This window comes from Mediterraneibacter sp. NSJ-151, from assembly GCF_022487435.1.
GTDB classification, from domain to species: domain Bacteria; phylum Bacillota; class Clostridia; order Lachnospirales; family Lachnospiraceae; genus Schaedlerella; species Schaedlerella hominis.
This window is the reverse complement of record NZ_JAKVPP010000023.1, coordinates 1-18,333: the sequence shown is the minus strand read 5'-3', so window position 1 is coordinate 18,333 and position 18,333 is coordinate 1. Positions and strand designations below refer to the sequence as shown.

Genomic DNA, 18,333 nt, shown 5'->3' with positions numbered 1-18,333 from the left:
CGACTTGCATGTGTTAAGCACGCCGCCAGCGTTCATCCTGAGCCAGGATCAAACTCTCGTTAAAAGTGTTTGTTCTAGTCAAGATTAACTCTAGCTAATCTATCCCTTTACTGTTGTTTTGGTTTGTTATAAACCATTCTTAAAAATGTTTCTCTTAAAGAAATTTTCAAGGATCTGTTGTCTATTGTTTAGTTATCAATGTTCTTTGTTGTCGTTTTCGACAGCTTATTTAGATTATCACATCTTTCGCTGTTTGTCAACAACTTTTTTAATTTTATTTTTTGCTTTATCGCTTCAAGTTCATTCTCTCGATGTCTTGTTTGCGACAGCTCAGTTATAATAACACATACTTTTCTATGTTGTCAACCATATTTTTACATTTTTTTACATTAATTTTTACACTGCGTTAAAACTACATTTCTATTGTCAATTCTTACAACAATTGATATAAAAATACACCTTTACTGCCCCTCTCCATTCTAAATAGTCACAAAGCGTGCGTTAGAACACTTGTTCTGTCATTCAAAATATGTTATCCTTTTTCTATATGATAATTCAAAATTTTTAATTTATACAGATGAACAACTAATATATATTATAGGAGAAGCTTACATATGGATGGCTATAAATTTGAATCTCAATGTGCCACAATTTTAAAGAAGAAACATTTTAAGAAAATCGAAGTAACAAAAAGTTCTTGCGATCAAGGGATTGACATTATCGCATATAAACACGGAAAAAAATACGGCATACAGTGTAAATATTACACTTACCCCGTTGGTAACAAAGCAATTCAGGAGGCTTATGCAGGAGCAAATTTTTATGATTGTGACAAAGTAATTGTTATGACCAATATAACATTTACAAAATCTGCAATTGAATTGGCCGAAAAACTGGATGTAGATTTATGGAGTAATTGTCCTACTAACCGTTTCTACAGCATTCCTTTCCGTTTAATGGAAATTTTTAACGTTGCACTTTTAGTTTACGGCATTTTAGCATTGTTTTCTGCAAAATATTCATTTATTCATTTACCGATTTCGATTGATACGATTACACTCATTTTTGTTCTTTCTGCTTCCATATTTGGCTTATTAGGATGGAGGTTTGTCTTATGCAATCTGGTTGCTACTATATCCTGCCTTTATCTTGCACTTCGTTTAATAGTATTACCAACGCTAACTTCAGCAGGGTATACATATTTGTTTCTTCTTGCTTTTATTCCATCCGGAATATACCTGGTACATGCAATATGGCTTTATCTCAGTCGAAAAGTTTTCGACTGAGATACCTTTCTCTTCTTTTCCAATTCAACTTCTTCGGCACATTTAATATCTTTATTTCAATTTTATTATTCAAACCAGATATCTGAATCTGTAGATGAAACACTTATCACTCCCGCTTTAAGAAGCGCCATCACGTCTTCTTTTTCCCGGATCATACCACCGGCAATTACCGGCACTGGCAATATGGGACAAATATTTTCTATCACTTTCGGCATCATTCCAGGCAGCACTTCTACAACATCCGGTTTTGCTGCATTTACCTGAGTTTTTAGATTTTCACACGCCATAGAATCTATCAGAAATACTCTTAGCACTGTAAGCAGTCCTAATTCCCTTGCTCTATGTATAATTGTTGGTTTTGTAGAAATAACACCATCTGCCTCTGTATATTTTTGGATAAAATCTGCCGCAATGTTTTTAGAAGCCAAACCATGTATCAAATCCAAATGTACCACAGCCAGTTTTCCTGCTTTCTTCACTTTGGAAACAATTTCAGAAATTGTACATATATCTCCATACAAAATAAACACAACCTGGCTTTCACTTTTGAGGCAGGCATCTACACCTTCGTCATCCTTCACTGCAGTGATCACCGGCGATGCTTCTAACGCATTTAAAAATTTATAATCCATATATTACTCCTCATTTGACTTTGAATCATACCTGTTCAATAGAATTATCTTTTATTATACGTTACCAGCTTTGTATTCGTCTAGGTTTATACTTCCTTATATTCCACATTTCCGGCAGCGACGATATTGACTCCTGTATCTGCTACATTTTCCAAAATAATATCTCCTATATGAACCGGAGCTTTCATTGTCACTCCACGAAGTGCAGCAATGCACTCAAAAATTTTATCCTTCGGTATATCTCGTTCTGTTTTCACATTGATCATCGGTACTTTTCCTCCGTCAACCCGGACTGTAGTAGTTACAATACGAGTTGGATTCGTTACCTCTTTCCTTGCATAGGACTCTCCGCGCGGACATGTATTTCCCGTGACAGACAAAACTTTCCCATCTTCCATTTCTACAACAATCGGACATCCCATTGGGCATCCGATACAAATTAACTCTTTTCTTTTCATTTCTTATGCCTCCTCAATCCGAATGGTGATTTTCTTTGTTTCTGGGTATTCTTCCAGTTTCTTTTTCTTTAATATCACCTGTTCCATTTCTCCGGGTGCCATTACCTGGCGTTTTTTCTTCATTATGAGTTGTTCGTCGAAATATACCGCAATCACTTTATTTTTAAACACATCTCCAACACGAAATCGAACTGTCAAATTTTCTTCCATTTCAGAAGGTCTTACAAAAGATGGGACTGTATAGCGTACTCCACCTTCTGGATTGATTGGAAGCATCAGCGCCTGCACATCCTTTTCTCCTGTTTTTATATAAGCGGCCGCATTTTTCCCTGCTACCGAAGCTTCCTGCGATACGAAATCTACCAAATCATGCACATGCAATACATTTCCACAAGCAAATATACCATCCACACTGGTTTCCAGTGAATCATTTACAATAGGGCCTGAAGTAATCTGCGAAAGCTCAACACCTGCACTTTTTGATAGTTCATTTTCTGGCAAAAGTCCGCAAGAAAGAAGCAATGTATCACAAGTATATCTTTCTTCTGTTCCCGGAATTGGTTTGCGGTCCGGTCCTACTTGCGCAATTGTAACAGCTTCCACACGATTTTTCCCTTCGATATCAATAACTGTGTGACTTAACTTCAATGGAATATCAAAATCATCAAGACACTGTACAATATTTCTCTTCAATCCGCCGGAATAAGGCATCAGCTCTGCAACCACCTTGACCTTCGCACCTTCCAGCGTCATTCGTCTTGCCATAATCAGCCCAATGTCACCCGATCCTAAAATGACCACTTCTTTTCCCGGCATAAGCCCTTCCATATTCACAAGATGCTGAGCAGTTCCCGCAGAATAAATTCCGGCCGGACGATATCCAGGAATATTCAATGCTCCTCTGGAACGCTCACGACATCCCATTGCCAGGATAATTGCCTTTGCCTGCAAAAGCAAAATTCCGTCCTCTCGATTTGTAGCTGTTACTACTTTTTCCTTTGAAATATCCATGACCATTGTATTTAATTTATATTCAATGCCACGCCCTTCTACCTGTTCAATAAAACGAGCTGCATATTCCGGCCCTGTCAATTCTTCCTTAAATGTATGCAATCCAAACCCATTATGAATACACTGCTGTAAAATACCGCCGAGACTCTTATCTCTTTCTAAAATCAATATACTATCTATTCCATTATCTTTTGCTGCAACCGCTGCCGCAAGACCTGCCGGACCTCCGCCGATTATGATTAAATCATATGCTTTCATTCTATTCATCCTCCAGTTCTTTATTTTCACCTACGATAAATTCCGATCCAACACCATTCTTTCCAATCTTATCAACTGACATCGGAACTTCTTTTTTCAGAATCTCCATAACCTTCGGAGAACAGAATCCAGATTGACAGCGTCCCATACCGGCTCTTGTCCGACGTTTCACTCCATCCAAAGAACGTGCACCTAGTGGACGGTGAATTGCATCCAGAATTTCTCCTTCTGTGATCATCTCACATCGGCAAATAATATTTCCATAAGCTGGATTTTCTTTAATTAACTGATTTCTTTCTTCCAAAGAAAGTGTATCCGGATCTAATATTCCATGTCTAATTGGATTAAAATCAAGCTTTTCTTCTGCATTCAAAATATCTCTTACAAGCTCTGCAACTGCAACACCGATTGCCGGTGCCGAAGAAAGTCCTGGTGATTCAATACCTGCTGCATTGATTAGTCCTTGTACATCCGATGCTTCACCAATAATAAAATCATCACCATCTTCATGTGCACGAAGCCCTGCAAAAGACGTAATCACTTGACGAAATGGAATATTTTTAACACTGCGAGAAGAAACTTTTGCAATCTGATTCAATCCATCCAGCGTAGTATTTACAGCATCTTTATCTTCGACATTTACTGCTGTAGGACCCACAAGTAAATTGCCGTGAACTGTCGGTGTAACAAGTACCCCTTTTCCCATCTTCGATGGAAGCTGGAAAATCGTACTCTTCACATAATCTCCGACTGTCTTATCCAAAAGCATGTACTCACCTTTACGTGCAGTGATATGAAGTTTTCTGTCTGAAAGCTGATTATTGATTTCATCTGCATAAACTCCGGCAGCATTGACAACAATCCTTGTCTCAATCATCTCATCACTACCATTATCAACATGATGAACCTGAATTGTAAATCCTGCCTCTGTCTTTTCCAGCTTTTCTACTTTTGTATTCAAAAAGAATTGAACACCATTCTCATATGCATTTTCTGCATATCCCATTGTCATATGAAATGGACAGACAATGCCTCCTGTCGGAGCCCACAATGCACATGTTACATCATCTGCTATATTTGGCTCTTTTTTCAGCAATTCTTCTCTATTTAAAATTTGAAGATCCGGAACACCATTTTTCTTTCCTCTTTCCATTAATATTTGAAGTCCTTCCGGGTCTTGCTCTTTCGTACACACAACCAACGAACCATTTCTTTTAAATGGAATATCCAATTCTTCTGCAATTTGATCCATCATGGAATTTCCTATTACATTTAGTTTTGCTTTTTCTGTTCCCGGTACTGCATCAAATCCAGCATGAATGATTGCACTGTTTGCTTTGGATGTTTCATTACAGACATCCTCTTCCTTTTCAATTACACACGCTTTTAATTTATATCTGGAAATTTCACGTGCAATTGCACTTCCTGTCACTCCCGCACCAATAATAACAACATCAAACATATTCATTTCTCTCCTTTTGATTCGCATAATAAACAAAAAAGCAAAGCAAATAAAACGACTCTCCGCCGTTTTATCTACCTTGCTCAAATCTCTGGTATCAAATATTTATCTATCTCTTATTCTAGCACATTTTTTTCAAGAAGCAAGTCTGATTTAATCAGGGCAAACGCCCTCGAAAGACTTCGAAACTTTCATTCTTTCCACCTTCCCATTCCGTTACAGTTTTAACAAACTACTGTACAAATGTGAAGATATTTAGTTCACATGTGATGGATAAATCTCTGTAATGGTCGGTGCCATCCACGTTTCCAGGGCGTCCATATCAGGCGTATAGATACGCATAAACAGATGGAAACCTCCAGTGCCCACAGGAAGCCAGTTTGTGGTGTTCTGTGGGGCATCTTCAGACAGAATAACATCAACGGAACCATCATCATTTGCCTGTAAACCAGAATGGTCATTTATGCAGTAACGATTAATAGGATTATCGATCAGGAAATCATCGTCCCCATATGCAGTCACAGACCAGAATCCCCCTTCAAGAACCTGCGGATAGCTTTCGAAATGAAGAATATATGATTTTTCTCCTGTGAGAGTATTTCCATCCGCATCCTGCTCTATCTTTGGATACAGCGCAACTTCAACTGTATTGGCACCAAGCCCTGCAAGAGCTACCAGTGCACGATAAGCGTATTCTGTATTGAAATCTCCGATCGGTTCACCAAAATAATCCCACTGACCAAGCTTTTTTGAGAATTTCTGTCCCTCTTTGATAAGCTTTAACTGAATTTCTGTCAGCATTGTCTTCCAGTTTTCTGCAACATCACCGGTAAGAACAGAAATGTCAAATTCCATACCAGGACCTATATTCACAGCTGCTATTTTTTCAAGCATTTCCTTATCTGCAGCTGTCGGAGAATTCTTCACCATCAACTCATTGGCCTTATTAAAAAATGTGATCGGATTCATGGAAAGGACCTTATCAACAGGAATATAATCATTCTCTTCGCTGTAGCTTCCCCTCGGAGGTTCATAAGTGTCTCCGGATATATAATCAGAAAGCGGCATAAGTTTCATTTTCCCTTGGATGGCATACACATTTGGAAGATCCTCTTCTCCTGATAAAACGATTCTGGTAATGGACCATGCCATAGATGTAGGAACATCTATACGGATAACTCCCTCAGGCAGTTTCCCTTCCCACGTAGAAAGAGTAATTGCATATGCACCAGCCTTATCAAGAACCGCAGCAGTATTTGTCCATCCATCCAGTACCTGAACCTTACAAAAACGATCTGTTTTTGGAAGTTCATAGACCATCGGCTCCTCGCTCAGATCATACCAGACCTGTGAATAGATCGTGTCCACATTAGGAGTCACCACAGTCCTGAATTGTGCATCCGCCAGTGCAACACTGTGTATAAACTGATTTACAGGTGCTTTTTTGGTAACAACTTCCTCTGTGTTCGTTGCCGAGGTCTCGGTTGCATCCATGAGCACCAGCGGAAATGCATAAACATAAGCATCTTCCACTGTCTCCCATATATTTTCATCTGTCTCACTTTCAACAGATGCTGCAAATCTTTTCATATTCATATCCTCCTGCTTCCGCCCCAAAACTTTATGGTTCAATAATATTAAAATATTTATACTCTGATGTAACAGTAACCGCATCCATCAATCGTGTCAGGCAGGTCTCATCACCCTCCTGTTCGATCAAAGCAGCAACATTCTCTGCGTTTTTCTGAGCAATAGACAACAGTCCGGCACGTTTTGTAGTCCATGTTACATCTGCATCCGCATCCTGTGCATCCTTCTGATAAAGAAGTACGCCATTTTTTACGCGGAGTACATAATTGCCTTCCGGCAATATAATATTTGCTGTAAAAGTCAAATCTGAAATCTTCGTCGTATCTACAAAAATTCCCAGATAATCCAGAATCATATCCGGTGTCATATGTAAGAAAACGTCACCGTTACCGCTACTTCGCGTTGCATCATCGGTATTTGTACCATTTCGCAGTTCCTGTGCAGCACAAAGGTAAGCATTGCGCCATGGACCTGATTCTGCCTGATATCCCAATTGCTCCAATGCATCCGCACACAAATAACGTGCTTCCATATTTTCCGGATCGGCAAAAACCAGCGTATTGGTAATCTGAGCCACCCACTGATATTCTCCCTTTGCAAAATCTTCTTTTGCTTTTTCGAGAACAGCATCTGTATCACCGAAATATTCTACCAGCTTTTGGGCATAATCCGATGGTGTAAGTTCAGCAAGATGGACAGGATTAGCGTCATACCAGCCCATATATTTCTCATATACTGCCTTCGAATTATGAGAAACTGTACCGTAATACTGACGGGTATACCAGACTTTCTCCAGTTCCTTTGGAAGTTGGATCATATTGGCAATCTCTGTTTCCGTATAACCTTCATTAATGTAGAGCAATGTCTGGTCGTTAATAAACTTATATACAGCTGCAGTATTGGTCATATATTCCTGAATGGTATCATTTCCCCAATGTGGCCAGTTATGGGACTGGAATACTACATCTGCCTTATCACCATAAAGAGCCTGAGATTCCATGATATACTCTGCCCATGCGTTTCCGTCACGCACCTGGGCTCCGCGGAGTGTATACAAATTGTGGAGTGTTCCTGTACAGTTTTCAGCCATCCACAAAGCATTTTTCGATCCAATCCAGAAGTTCATCTCTGCCGGTGCTTCGGTACCCGGAGTAAGCTGAAATTCAATTTCCACTCCGTCAATGGTATGCTTCTCACCGGTTTGTGTGATTTCAAGTGTAGGAGAAATATAACTTGTGCTGCCCTTGGACTGTCCCATACCAATACCAATGGAAAGGGATCCTGTTTCACCACCTTCAAGCATTGTTCCGTACTGGTAACTTGCTCTTCGTCCCATAGCAGTACCTGCATAAATATTCTCGCTGACAGCATGCTTCTCAAAGCCTTCCGGTGCAATTACCTGCACATTGCCGGCTTGTACCTCTTCTTCCGAAACAATTCCCTTGACTCCACCGAAATGATCAACATGGGAATGACTGTAAATCACTGCCTTTACAGGAAAGGTGCCTAGATTCTCTTCCACCAGGGCAAGAGCCGCTTGCGCACACTCTACACTCATCAATGGATCTACTACAATCCATCCTGTATCACCTTTTATGAATGTGACATTGGACATATCATAGCCACGCACCTGATAAATTCCATCGGTTACTTCAAAAAGGCCATAAATATGATTCAGCTGTGTATCTCTCCAAAGGCTTGGATTTGCTGTATCCGGAGCTTCCTGATCCAGAAAAGCATATGCCGTCTGACTCCATACAACCTTCCCGTTTTCATCACAAATCTCCAGAGTATCCGGAGAAGCAAGCAGACCTTTGGTCGCATTCTCAAACTCCGCAGTATCTTCAAAATCCAGCAATGCATAAACTTCCTGATTTGCATCAATCGTATACTGGGTAGCCGGTTTGCTTTCCGCTGTTAATTCTGATACTGCACTTGCAGTTGAACTGCCACAGCCAGTCATGGTAAATGCCAATGCAGCGGCAATCAAAGTAATTACTTTTTTTCTTTTCATGATATCTTTCCCCCTTTGTTCTGTTCTTTTTCAAATCTGAATTAGCTTTCGTTTTTCTTTTCCTTCTTCCTGATTTTATATCTTCATCCTCACTGTTTTTTATTTTAACATAAGCGCACTTAAACAACAATATCTTTATGAATTTAAAATGAGTAAACACATGTAAATTTTAGATATTTTTCAACATATCAATTTAAACTCAAAATAATCATCTATTACCAAGAGCTTAAATTGAAATTTTGAAAAGTTTTATTGTATTTTGAAGAAGATTCCGAGATGAATACATTTAGCTTTCACATATGAGGGAGACTTTTGGCTGTACATAAGGCCCCATACCCCACCTGATTATTCGGATACTTCCAAACTCCCGGCAGTTCCTTTGCACCTTTTCTTAAATATGCCTTCACCTTCTCTCCATACAAATACGGATCATTGCCTTTTATAATTCCCCATTCCATCAGCAGGGCTGCGCTTCCTGTCACAAATGGAGTCGCAAATGAGGTCCCTGATACTTCTTCATATCCGCCTCCTGCTCTCACAGTCGTCACCTTGACTCCCGGTGCCACTAAATCTGGTTTAAATGCCGCTGTTCCTTCCCATCGCTCCAACGCTCCTCGACCGGAAAAATCTGCATATGTGAGGGTCAACGCATCATATGCTCCAACTGTTATCACTCTCTCTGCAGTAGATGGAATTGTAATGGTATCTGAGCTATTTGGAAATAAAAAAGCTGTTCCTATATTCAATGTACTCTGACTTGGCAGCCACATCTGATATTCTCCTGATACAATTTTCTTTGGTGCCAGAATAATCCGCCATACCCCTGCATCTATATATGTTTGCTTTGGCAAAAACTCAAAATAGATTTCCTGTCGCACACTATAAGGATTTGGTTCTCCATAATATAATAAAATTTCCGTATTTCCAACCGTAAAACGTTGGGTACCTAAGATTGATGAAATAGGTCCGACACTCACCCCTGATGGATTGACCAATGATATCTCTATTTCGTCTACATAAGATTTCCATATCTGTACATTCAACGTCCGTTCTCTTATCTGAACTCCAAGTTGTATTTCTTCTTCTCGATTCTCTGTCATTTTTCCCTCAGTATGTCCAGCTGTCGTCCCCTCATTTCCTGCCCCAACACAAATTACTGTTTTCCAGACATTTGATATCTCATCTAAAAACCTCTCTAGCAAAGATGTTCCATCATGAGAACCATAAGTATTTCCAAAGCTAATGTTAATAGCAACCGGCATTTGATATTCAATCGCTTTTCGTACTGCGTAATCTACTCCCTGCATTAATTCGCTCGTTCTGGGAAATCCATCTTCACTTGTATTTCTCATCTTCACAACAATCAGCTCACTCTCCGGTGCCACACCAGCTAATGCCCCACCGCTTGCTCTTCCATTTCCCGCTGCAATACCAGCCACTGCTGTTCCATGTCCTGATATATCCTGTGTTGCCACAATTGACTGTCTGTTTATAACATTTTGTTGGTTTAGGGCATCGTCAATCTGTTCTCTGGTATATTCCACTCCGATTGTATATCCATCCGGCGGTCTTTCTCCCTCCCTTGGAATCAATGACTGATCCCACAACGCACGTATCCTTGTAGTTCCATCCGCATTTTGAAAATCCGGATTCGCATAATCAATTCCTGAATCTATCACAGCTATCAGCACGCCCTGTCCATACAAAGAAAGACGAGTACTCTGTACCTCTTGGATACAGGACACTCGTCTCCCATTCGCCACTTGAAAATATAATCGTTTTGGCTTTTCTACATAATTCACTTCTATAATCTGCAGCAATCGTTCTACCAATGATTCTTTGATTGTAATAATTGCATATCCATTTATTAACTCCACAACACTGCTGGCAAGTTCCCGAACCTGCTCAAGACTTCCTGTATATTGCACAATTAAAGTCCATTCTTTGTCGGCAAAATCATATCCTACATCAAGATTCGATGAGTTTTCTCGCTCTGTTTCGGTTGCATCCAATGCAAGATTTAATAAATTCTCGAGTTTTTGACTCGTCATGATAAATTGCTCCGATTACTTTTCTATTATTTTCTATATTTATTCTGTAATTTACAATTTATTCCGTCAATCCCAACAGCCAGTCTCTTGCATTGACCCTAAAAGCATATAAAAAGAACCGGGAATTACACCCGATTCTCAATAACTTGCTGCAGTATACATCCCACTGCATCTGAAAATTCGCTGATATTTTGAATCTTCACCAAATCGTGGCCGAATATTTTTCCGGCCACTGCTCCTCCACGCTCGCTTCCCATGAAGATTCCTATAACCTGCATTCCTTTTCTCCTCAATGCCTGCACTTCTTTTGTCGTATCCTGAATAGCAATTAAATCTGTATATTCGTTGTTTTTGTAAAATACGCCCTCCCCTGCATCCTGGTCATCTTGCGGACTTGCATCCGTAAGTACAAGCAATATTTTTTTCGACTTTTCACTTTTTTCTGCCAGATGTCCTGCAGCCCGAAATGCCAGCCCATCTCTGTTGTTTCCTGCTGCTACATATCGAAAAATTTCGTCTTCTTTTTGATTTTCTTCATAGCTTTTAAAAATCCGCATCACTGTGTATCCCCGAATACTGCAATATGAATAAATCTGTGCCGGAATCTTGCACATTTCCAAACTTCTCGCCAGAATATACGCCTGTGCTGCGATTTTTTCCTGCATCGGCTTACGCGACGAAGAAGCATCTATCATAATATCCACGGAGAATCCCGGTATCTCTACTTCTTCCTTCTTCTCAAATACTCTCGGGTTATCCAGATAGATGGCTTTCCATACTTTTGAGGGGCAGATTTTCCCATGGGTTGCCATCGTTGGAAATGTTTCATCTTGTGTTTCCAGACATATTTTCAATTTTTCCGTCAATCTACGGATGCTGTTTCGATAAACTACACTATTTTCCTCAAAATACTTTTTATTCTTTTCGTATTGCTTCTCAGAATCCATCTGAAATTCTACTATCTCTCGGTTTTCTTTTCTACTTTTCCACGAATCTTCCCTGAATAAAGCAGCTGCCATCTTTCCCTTTGTAAAAAGCAAATGACTATTTTTATGATTTCCAACACATAAAATCTTCTCTACCTGTTCTTGCTGCCGCTCTGTGTATATACTTTTCCCAAAACAGCTTTCTACATATCTCCCTGCATCACCATGAAAAGTAAATTGGACAAGGTAATGTTTTGCCTTCTCCATCGTACCGGATTTTCCTTCTGTATCCCCATTCGCATCCTCATAATTCTTAGCTCTCACATAAGTAGCACTTACCTTTCCAACCGAGTGAAATGCCCCAACTACTTTTTGTAGAAAATATGTCCCCTCTTTTTTTGAAACCAATGCCGGTTTATAAGTAAAATATGCCCAGAAAATTTCCTCTGTGCGTTTCAATATCTGTTCTGTCGTCATCTCTTCTGTAAAAGAGAATGCATGTAAAATCTTGGCATTCTCTTCATTTAGACCAGCATCCATGCCCAGTATCTCTCTGCAATGTCCATTTCGTATTTGCTCAATCCTGGAATATTCTTTATTTTTTCGATAACGATTCAAATTTTCCTGTGCATACTCCCTCCGAAGCTCCGTCAGAGCTGAACGTAAGTTTTTTTCCTTTTGATACAATGCATTCTCAAGTCCGATCCACAACAAGCCATCATACAATTCTTGTTCTTTTCCGGCAAGCATATTAAAAAATGCATCTATTTTTTCCTGATCATACCACTTATAAGTCAAACCGATTATCATATTCAGATACATATCTGCTCTTCCATCTGGTGAAAATGCCAGATAAAGCGGCTCCAGTTCATAATTTTCCGCTGCTGTCCATATGAAATTTCGTGCACGTTTCGCTTCTCTGATATCCTGCTCTTCCATCATTGTCCTCTTTTTTCTTCCACTCAAAAAATCTGCGGAATCTTTTGTCGTATACATAGCAACAGAAGCCCTGCAACTGACGTCACAAGGCTTTCTAAATTAATCTGTAAATATATCTTTTTTCTCTGTTTTTCGTGAAATCCTTGCCCGGATGGCATCCCGTATCAATGTCTGTTCATAAGGATCAAAGGATTTGTTTGTAATTCCCATATCCAATGCCGTATAAATGTCCAGCCCTTTCTCCATCAAACCAATTGAGCCTAATAGACCTCGCAAATCCAGTGCTTTCGAAGATATCTCGGCATTTTCACATTTCTTCTGTAAATCCAGAAATACTGCTGCCAATTCCTCCGCAGCCTCTTTTCTGATATCTGGATATTGATTGCAGATCAGTTTCACCAGGCTTTCTAATGATATCATTGGCATCTGGATTACCGCAAAACGAGATACCAATGCCTCGTTCAATTCTTTTGTCCCTGAATATCCGTAATTCATCGTTGCAATAAATCTTGTCGCAGGATGAAGTTCAATCCGCTCATACCCTGGGACATCAATTGTTTTACGAAAATCCAATGTTGCATGCAATACAGCCATCGCTTCACTTTTTGCCATATTGATTTCATCAAGCACTGTAAATCCGCCTGTCCTGGCTGCGGTGTACACCGGTCCCGGACGAAATGTCACTTCCCCGTTTCGAAATGTATCCATCCCAATCAAGGATGCAGCATCCATATTCACATGAAATGACACATCCCAGCGTGGTCTGCCAAATACTCCCGCTAAATTTTCCGCAAAAATATTCTTTCCGGTCGCTTTATGTCCTACCAGCAAAATATTTTCTCCGCACAAAAGTGCAGTGACTGCCTGCTCCCATACCTCTTTACCATAATAAAACTGCTTCGGTAATGGGACTCTGGAAGCGTATGCTTCCTCTACCGGATAATTCTTTCGAAATTCTGCTATCTCATCAATCAGTTCTTGCCTGATTCCAAGTTCACTTAATTTTTCTAACAACTGTCATCGCTTCCTTAGTTAAACCCAATTAATCTTCTGGCCACAACATATGCCATTGAAGATACTTTTCTTCCTGAGCGTCCCGGCAGATTCATTGTCTGTCCCAAAATTCCATATCGTATCTTCATAAATGCTCCATAATCCTTTTGCTTTAAATACTGCCAGAGTTCTTTCTTCTTCTCCAGATTTTCTTTTTTCTTAGAACGAATACATAAAATTGAAGATACTGTCATCATGATTGCAAGATAATTCAACATGTACTTTCTTAGTTTTTTACTCTGGATTCTGCGCAGCTCGTACATATCGATCATCGTCTTTGTCACGAAAATCTGCTGGTCTATCCTACTGATCATTACCTTCTCATTGACAGACTGATCTTCTCTTCCAATAAAATAACGGTAGAAATCTACATCCATATAATACAATGTCCGTACATGTGGAAGTGGGTAATATACATAAATATTGTCTACATAAAATGTATGCTTTGGCAAAGTCAACTGACAAAGCTTCAACATATCTGTACGATAAATAACGGAATGCATCAAAATATACTGTCCGATACGGAATTGTCCAATCTCATCCCATTTTAAAATCTGATTTTCCGGAAGTACATTGTCATAACGGATTACTTTTTTATGCTCCATTCCAACTTTCTCATATACATAATTTGCAATGAGCATGTCTACTTCCTGCTCTTCTTCTTCAAAATTTTTGAGTACATTCAGAATTTTCATCAAAGAAATCCGATCTACCCAGTCATCACTGTCTACCACTTTAAAATATTTTCCGCTTGCATGTGATAATCCGGCATTTACAGCATCCCCATGTCCACCGTTTTCTTTATTAATAAGCTTAACGATTCCCGGATACTTTTCTTCATATTCTTTACCAATCTCAGCTGTGCGATCTTTTGACCCATCATTTACAATGAGAATTTCAACATCTTCGCCTCCCGGAAGAATGGATTCAATTGCCTGTGCCATATAAGCTTCCGAATTGTAGCACGGAATCGCAAATGATATATATTTCATTGTTCTACCCCTATCCTTTTTCTTTTATACTCCCACAAGTATACCCCAGATTCTCTTATTTTCCAACAAATTTCTTATAATATGTCTCTTCTGGCTTGTCAACTCATATTTCCAATGTTACTATAAGGGCATGAATTTTAGGAATTTTTTATAATTATTTTTGTCGGTTACAATATACATATGTATCATATCCGGCAACAAATCATTTCATTGGAGGACATATAGTATGAAGAAAAATGCAATTGTCGGTCAGTCCGGCGGACCTACCGCAGTAATTAATGCCAGCCTGTACGGAGTTGTCTACGAAGCTTTGAATCGCGAGGATGTATTTGGTAATGTTTATGGCATGATCAACGGGATTGAAGGTTTCCTGCACGACCAGCTGATGGACATGAAACCTCTGGATACATCCGGAGAACTTGAATTGATCAAGACAACACCGGGCTCTTATCTTGGTTCCTGCCGCTATAAACTGCCGGAAGATTTAAGCGACACTGTTTATCCAAAATTATTTGAAAAATTTGAAAAATATAACATCGGATACTTTTTCTATATCGGTGGAAATGATTCCATGGATACAGTCAGCAAGCTTTCCCGCTATGCTGCATCAATCAACAGTGATATTCGTTTTATGGGACTTCCTAAAACAATCGATAATGACCTTGTACTCACCGATCATACACCTGGTTTTGGAAGTGCTGCCAAGTATGTTGCTTCCACAGTAAGAGAAATTGCTATTGACGCTTCTGTTTATGACAACAAACAATCTGTTACCATTGTAGAAATTATGGGACGTCATGCCGGATGGCTTACTGCTGCCAGTGCATTGGCAAGAAAATTTGAAAATGATAATCCAGTGTTGATCTATCTGCCGGAAGTTGCATTTGACCAGGATGCATTTATCGAAAAAATAAAATCAAGTCTTGAGACAACTTCCAACCTGGTTGTTTGTATTTCAGAAGGTATCCACACTGCAGACGGAACATTTATCTGTGAGCTTGGCAGTGAAGTCGGCGTAGATACATTCGGTCATAAGATGCTGACTGGTTCCGGAAAGTATCTGGAGAATCTGGTTAAAGAGCGTCTTGGAGTTAAAGTACGTTCTGTTGAGTTAAATGTATCTCAGCGTTGCTCTAGTGCAATGCTCTCCAAAACTGACCAGAAGGAAGCCATCGCTTCCGGTTCTTTCGGTGTCACTGCCGCAATAAAAGGCGAAACCGGAAAAATGGTCGCATTCAAACGCCAATCTCCTCTCACACTTGATGCAGACTATGTGTTAAATTATGCAACAGAAGATGTGAATGAAATCTGTAATAAAGAAAAGACTGTTCCTCTGGAATGGATTTCCGAAGATGGCTCTGATATTACAGAAGCTTTTCTTGCATATGCAAGACCTCTTGTTCGTGGAAATGTTTTGGTTCCAACTGATGAAGATGATCTTCCGAAATTTGCATACCGTAAATAATCAAAAAAGAATGTGCCACGGCACATTCTTTTTTTGATTATTTTTATTTCTCTTTACGTCTTTTTAATCTGCGGACAATTTTTCGAATCAGGAAAATAAGCAGAACAATAAGTAAAACAATTACGATAACAACTCCTACTATCATCGCAAAATACTTATTCGGATGCTTTACCAGATCGATTATATTTTTACTGTCATCTACAACTTTACGTCCATGTGTTGTTGCATAATACTCTGGAACATTTGCAATTCCATCTCCATCTGTATCATCAAAAGACTGCATATATCTTGCGATTGCATCCCAGGCCTTTAATTCTCTGTCGCCTTCCATGATTGCCTGATCTTCCAGGTTTTCTATCGGATTTCCATCCTTATCTTTCGGCGTGATTGCCAGTAAGCCATATGACATATCCATCACTGACCCAAGCATTTGTCCTGTATAAAGGTCTGTCACTACATGATATAATTTATCATCTTGAATCTCTACTCTTTCACCATCTGCATCTGTCAGATAGCAATCTGTAACTTTATTTAAAATCATTCTGTGTGGGTTAAATGTAAAGTTTAACCCGCTGCAATACAGTCTTGCGGTTGTCATAAAATCCGAAATTGAAGCATCTAATTCCGCTACCAACTTTAATTCTTTGCCCGTCAGATACGCACTGATCAAAGGATATCCGGCAAGTCCGTCTTTTCCGATTCCCAGTGAAAATGAATTATAAACTGCCTCTACTGTAATATCACCTTTTGTATACGTATCTCGGACTGTTCCACTAGGAACAACAGCCACGTCTACTGCATCTCCATCATAATATTTTGAATTTTCAACAGCATATACATAAGCATCTGACATGATATTTCCAAGATTTAACTCTTCATGCTTTGTACCCATATCTTGCAAACTATTGAATTCCACATCATTTTCCGCAAGAACTTCCTCTCTTGTATACCCAAAATTGGAAAGGTATTTTTTATCTACAGTATCCATCAATGCATCAATCTTCTGTTGTGTTTCTTCATCTGCTTTTATCTCATCTGATACTGGAATTAATTTATACGATGTTAAATCCCATCGGCCATCTTCTTTCTGTGTCAGCGAAAGCGAACCAAGATTTCTTCCGTATTCCCCACAGGATACAATATATGTATTTCCATGTTGAATTGGCTCGTCTAACTGAGAATGTGTATGTCCACTAATGATCAAATCAATATCCGGCACTGCTTTTGCAATAAGCTCATCCTCAGACTTATCTTCGTCATCCCAGGTTCCACTATGAGATACACAGGCAATCATATCCACTTTCTCATTTTTCTTAATTTCTTCTACTGTTTGCTTTGCTGCTTCTATCGGATCTTTAAAAATCAGTTCACATGTCGGTGCACATGTCAATGCGTCTTTTCCAAACACCCCCAGCACAGCAATCTTTACATCACCTTTTTGAACCACCACATAATCTTTTACACCATATGTTTCAAATGCTGATTTTATCTGGCTTTGTCCCTCGCTTAAACCAGCGTCTTCCATCGCATCCCAATCTACATTACACACTACCAGATTCGGTACTGTTTCACCGGAATTCTTTGCCGCTTCCAGCATATTTGCAAGACCCTTGGAGCGATAATCAAATTCATGATTTCCCAATGTCGTCACATCGTATCCGAGATACCCTAACATACGAAGTTCAGCTGCCTCTGTATCATATACTGCCTGAATCAGCGTTCCCATCGAAAAATCCCCACCATCCAACAAAAGCGTATCCGGATTGTTCTTCTTTTGCTCATCAATCAATGTCTTGATTTTCGCAAAACCTCCCACTTCTTCCTTCTCACCATTTATAACTGTTGAGAAGCTGTTCAAATGCGAGTGTGTGTCGTGGGTAAATAATACATCCAGTTTCTTTGCCCCATCCGCTGCCTGAACTGTAAATCCCAGCAGCAATGGAATCAGCATTGTGACCGAAAGTATATATACCACTACCTTCTTCCATTTTTTCATATTGCATTTACCTGCCTCTTTTTATATTATTTATTAATTTTATCATTTAATTGAGGCAATAGCAATAGACCAACAGGGACGGCAGGGTTGTTTCATGAACTATCCATGGGCAGATCTAACTTATTGCATCCTTGCTATCACATCTCTCATATTGTTTCTGATTCATTGGTCATGTAAAAAAGCGCAAATTAACTCTATAT

General features: G+C 39.4%; 13 protein-coding genes and 1 rRNA gene. 2 read left to right on the top strand and 12 right to left on the bottom strand.

Annotation, left to right across the window (positions count from 1 at the left end; all coding sequences use genetic code 11):
- Positions 1-64, bottom strand: a 16S ribosomal RNA gene (locus LQE94_RS15815); the annotation flags it as partial.
- 550 nt (positions 65-614) lie between these two features.
- Here LQE94_RS15815 and LQE94_RS15810 point away from each other — a divergent pair.
- Positions 615-1,286 carry a restriction endonuclease gene (locus tag LQE94_RS15810; protein WP_240578164.1) on the top strand — a complete coding sequence of 224 codons (672 nt, stop codon included), beginning with the start codon at positions 615-617 and terminating at the stop codon, positions 1,284-1,286.
- 65 nt (positions 1,287-1,351) lie between these two features.
- On the opposite strand, the gene LQE94_RS15805 is transcribed toward LQE94_RS15810, so the two are convergent.
- From LQE94_RS15805 to LQE94_RS15760, 10 genes are all read right to left on the bottom strand, one after another.
- Complete coding sequence (locus LQE94_RS15805) at positions 1,352-1,918, bottom strand: glycerol-3-phosphate responsive antiterminator (RefSeq protein WP_240578163.1); 567 nt, start codon at positions 1,916-1,918, stop codon at positions 1,352-1,354.
- An 86-nt stretch (positions 1,919-2,004) separates the two neighbouring features.
- Positions 2,005-2,376, bottom strand: coding sequence for a DUF1667 domain-containing protein (locus LQE94_RS15800; RefSeq protein WP_240578162.1), 372 nt, complete (start codon positions 2,374-2,376; stop codon positions 2,005-2,007).
- 3 nt (positions 2,377-2,379) lie between these two features.
- Entirely contained in the window at positions 2,380-3,645 is a 1,266-nt protein-coding gene (locus LQE94_RS15795; protein ID WP_240578161.1) for an NAD(P)/FAD-dependent oxidoreductase, read from the bottom strand.
- Position 3,646: 1 nt separating this feature from the next.
- Positions 3,647-5,107, bottom strand: coding sequence for an NAD(P)/FAD-dependent oxidoreductase (locus LQE94_RS15790; RefSeq protein ID WP_240578160.1), 1,461 nt, complete (start codon positions 5,105-5,107; stop codon positions 3,647-3,649).
- 255 nt (positions 5,108-5,362) lie between these two features.
- Positions 5,363-6,697 carry a DUF1254 domain-containing protein gene (locus LQE94_RS15785; RefSeq protein WP_240578159.1) on the bottom strand — a complete coding sequence of 445 codons (1,335 nt, stop codon included), beginning with the start codon at positions 6,695-6,697 and terminating at the stop codon, positions 5,363-5,365.
- Between the two features lie 31 nt (positions 6,698-6,728).
- A complete protein-coding gene (locus tag LQE94_RS15780; RefSeq protein ID WP_240578158.1) occupies positions 6,729-8,711 on the bottom strand; it encodes an alkyl/aryl-sulfatase in 1,983 nt (660 codons plus the stop codon).
- 293 nt (positions 8,712-9,004) lie between these two features.
- Entirely contained in the window at positions 9,005-10,762 is a 1,758-nt protein-coding gene (locus LQE94_RS15775) for a S8 family peptidase (protein WP_240578157.1), read from the bottom strand.
- A gap of 125 nt (positions 10,763-10,887) precedes the next feature.
- The gene (locus LQE94_RS15770) at positions 10,888-12,684 is read right to left on the bottom strand and encodes a hypothetical protein (RefSeq protein WP_240578156.1); all 1,797 of its coding nucleotides are present in this window, start codon (positions 12,682-12,684) and stop codon (positions 10,888-10,890) included.
- Between the two features lie 42 nt (positions 12,685-12,726).
- On the bottom strand, positions 12,727-13,641 hold the full coding sequence (locus tag LQE94_RS15765) for an AAA family ATPase (RefSeq protein ID WP_240578155.1): 915 nt from the start codon (positions 13,639-13,641) through the stop codon (positions 12,727-12,729).
- A gap of 14 nt (positions 13,642-13,655) precedes the next feature.
- Positions 13,656-14,672: a glycosyltransferase family 2 protein gene (locus LQE94_RS15760; protein ID WP_240578154.1), complete on the bottom strand. Its 1,017-nt coding sequence runs from the start codon at positions 14,670-14,672 to the stop codon at positions 13,656-13,658.
- A 226-nt stretch (positions 14,673-14,898) separates the two neighbouring features.
- Here LQE94_RS15760 and LQE94_RS15755 point away from each other — a divergent pair, with 226 nt between their 5' ends.
- Positions 14,899-16,137: a 6-phosphofructokinase gene (locus tag LQE94_RS15755; RefSeq protein ID WP_240578153.1), complete on the top strand. Its 1,239-nt coding sequence runs from the start codon at positions 14,899-14,901 to the stop codon at positions 16,135-16,137.
- A gap of 43 nt (positions 16,138-16,180) precedes the next feature.
- Here LQE94_RS15755 and LQE94_RS15750 read toward each other — a convergent pair whose 3' ends face one another.
- Positions 16,181-18,088, bottom strand: a complete 1,908-nt coding sequence (locus tag LQE94_RS15750) for a bifunctional metallophosphatase/5'-nucleotidase (RefSeq protein WP_442920075.1) — start codon at positions 18,086-18,088, stop codon at positions 16,181-16,183.
- Positions 18,089-18,333 lie beyond the last annotated feature (245 nt).

Coding starts and splice junctions, on each gene's coding strand:
- LQE94_RS15760 (WP_240578154.1), bottom strand. CDS start 14,672: ATGAAATATATATCATTTGCGATTCCGTGCTACAATTCGGAAGCTTAT.
- LQE94_RS15785 (WP_240578159.1), bottom strand. CDS start 6,697: ATGAAAAGATTTGCAGCATCTGTTGAAAGTGAGACAGATGAAAATATA.
- LQE94_RS15770 (WP_240578156.1), bottom strand. CDS start 12,684: ATGTATACGACAAAAGATTCCGCAGATTTTTTGAGTGGAAGAAAAAAG.
- LQE94_RS15780 (WP_240578158.1), bottom strand. CDS start 8,711: ATGAAAAGAAAAAAAGTAATTACTTTGATTGCCGCTGCATTGGCATTT.
- LQE94_RS15795 (WP_240578161.1), bottom strand. CDS start 3,645: ATGAAAGCATATGATTTAATCATAATCGGCGGAGGTCCGGCAGGTCTT.
- LQE94_RS15805 (WP_240578163.1), bottom strand. CDS start 1,918: ATGGATTATAAATTTTTAAATGCGTTAGAAGCATCGCCGGTGATCACT.
- LQE94_RS15800 (WP_240578162.1), bottom strand. CDS start 2,376: ATGAAAAGAAAAGAGTTAATTTGTATCGGATGCCCAATGGGATGTCCG.
- LQE94_RS15810 (WP_240578164.1), top strand. CDS start 615: ATGGATGGCTATAAATTTGAATCTCAATGTGCCACAATTTTAAAGAAG.
- LQE94_RS15775 (WP_240578157.1), bottom strand. CDS start 10,762: ATGACGAGTCAAAAACTCGAGAATTTATTAAATCTTGCATTGGATGCA.
- LQE94_RS15750 (WP_442920075.1), bottom strand. CDS start 18,088: ATGCTGATTCCATTGCTGCTGGGATTTACAGTTCAGGCAGCGGATGGG.
- LQE94_RS15755 (WP_240578153.1), top strand. CDS start 14,899: ATGAAGAAAAATGCAATTGTCGGTCAGTCCGGCGGACCTACCGCAGTA.
- LQE94_RS15790 (WP_240578160.1), bottom strand. CDS start 5,107: ATGTTTGATGTTGTTATTATTGGTGCGGGAGTGACAGGAAGTGCAATT.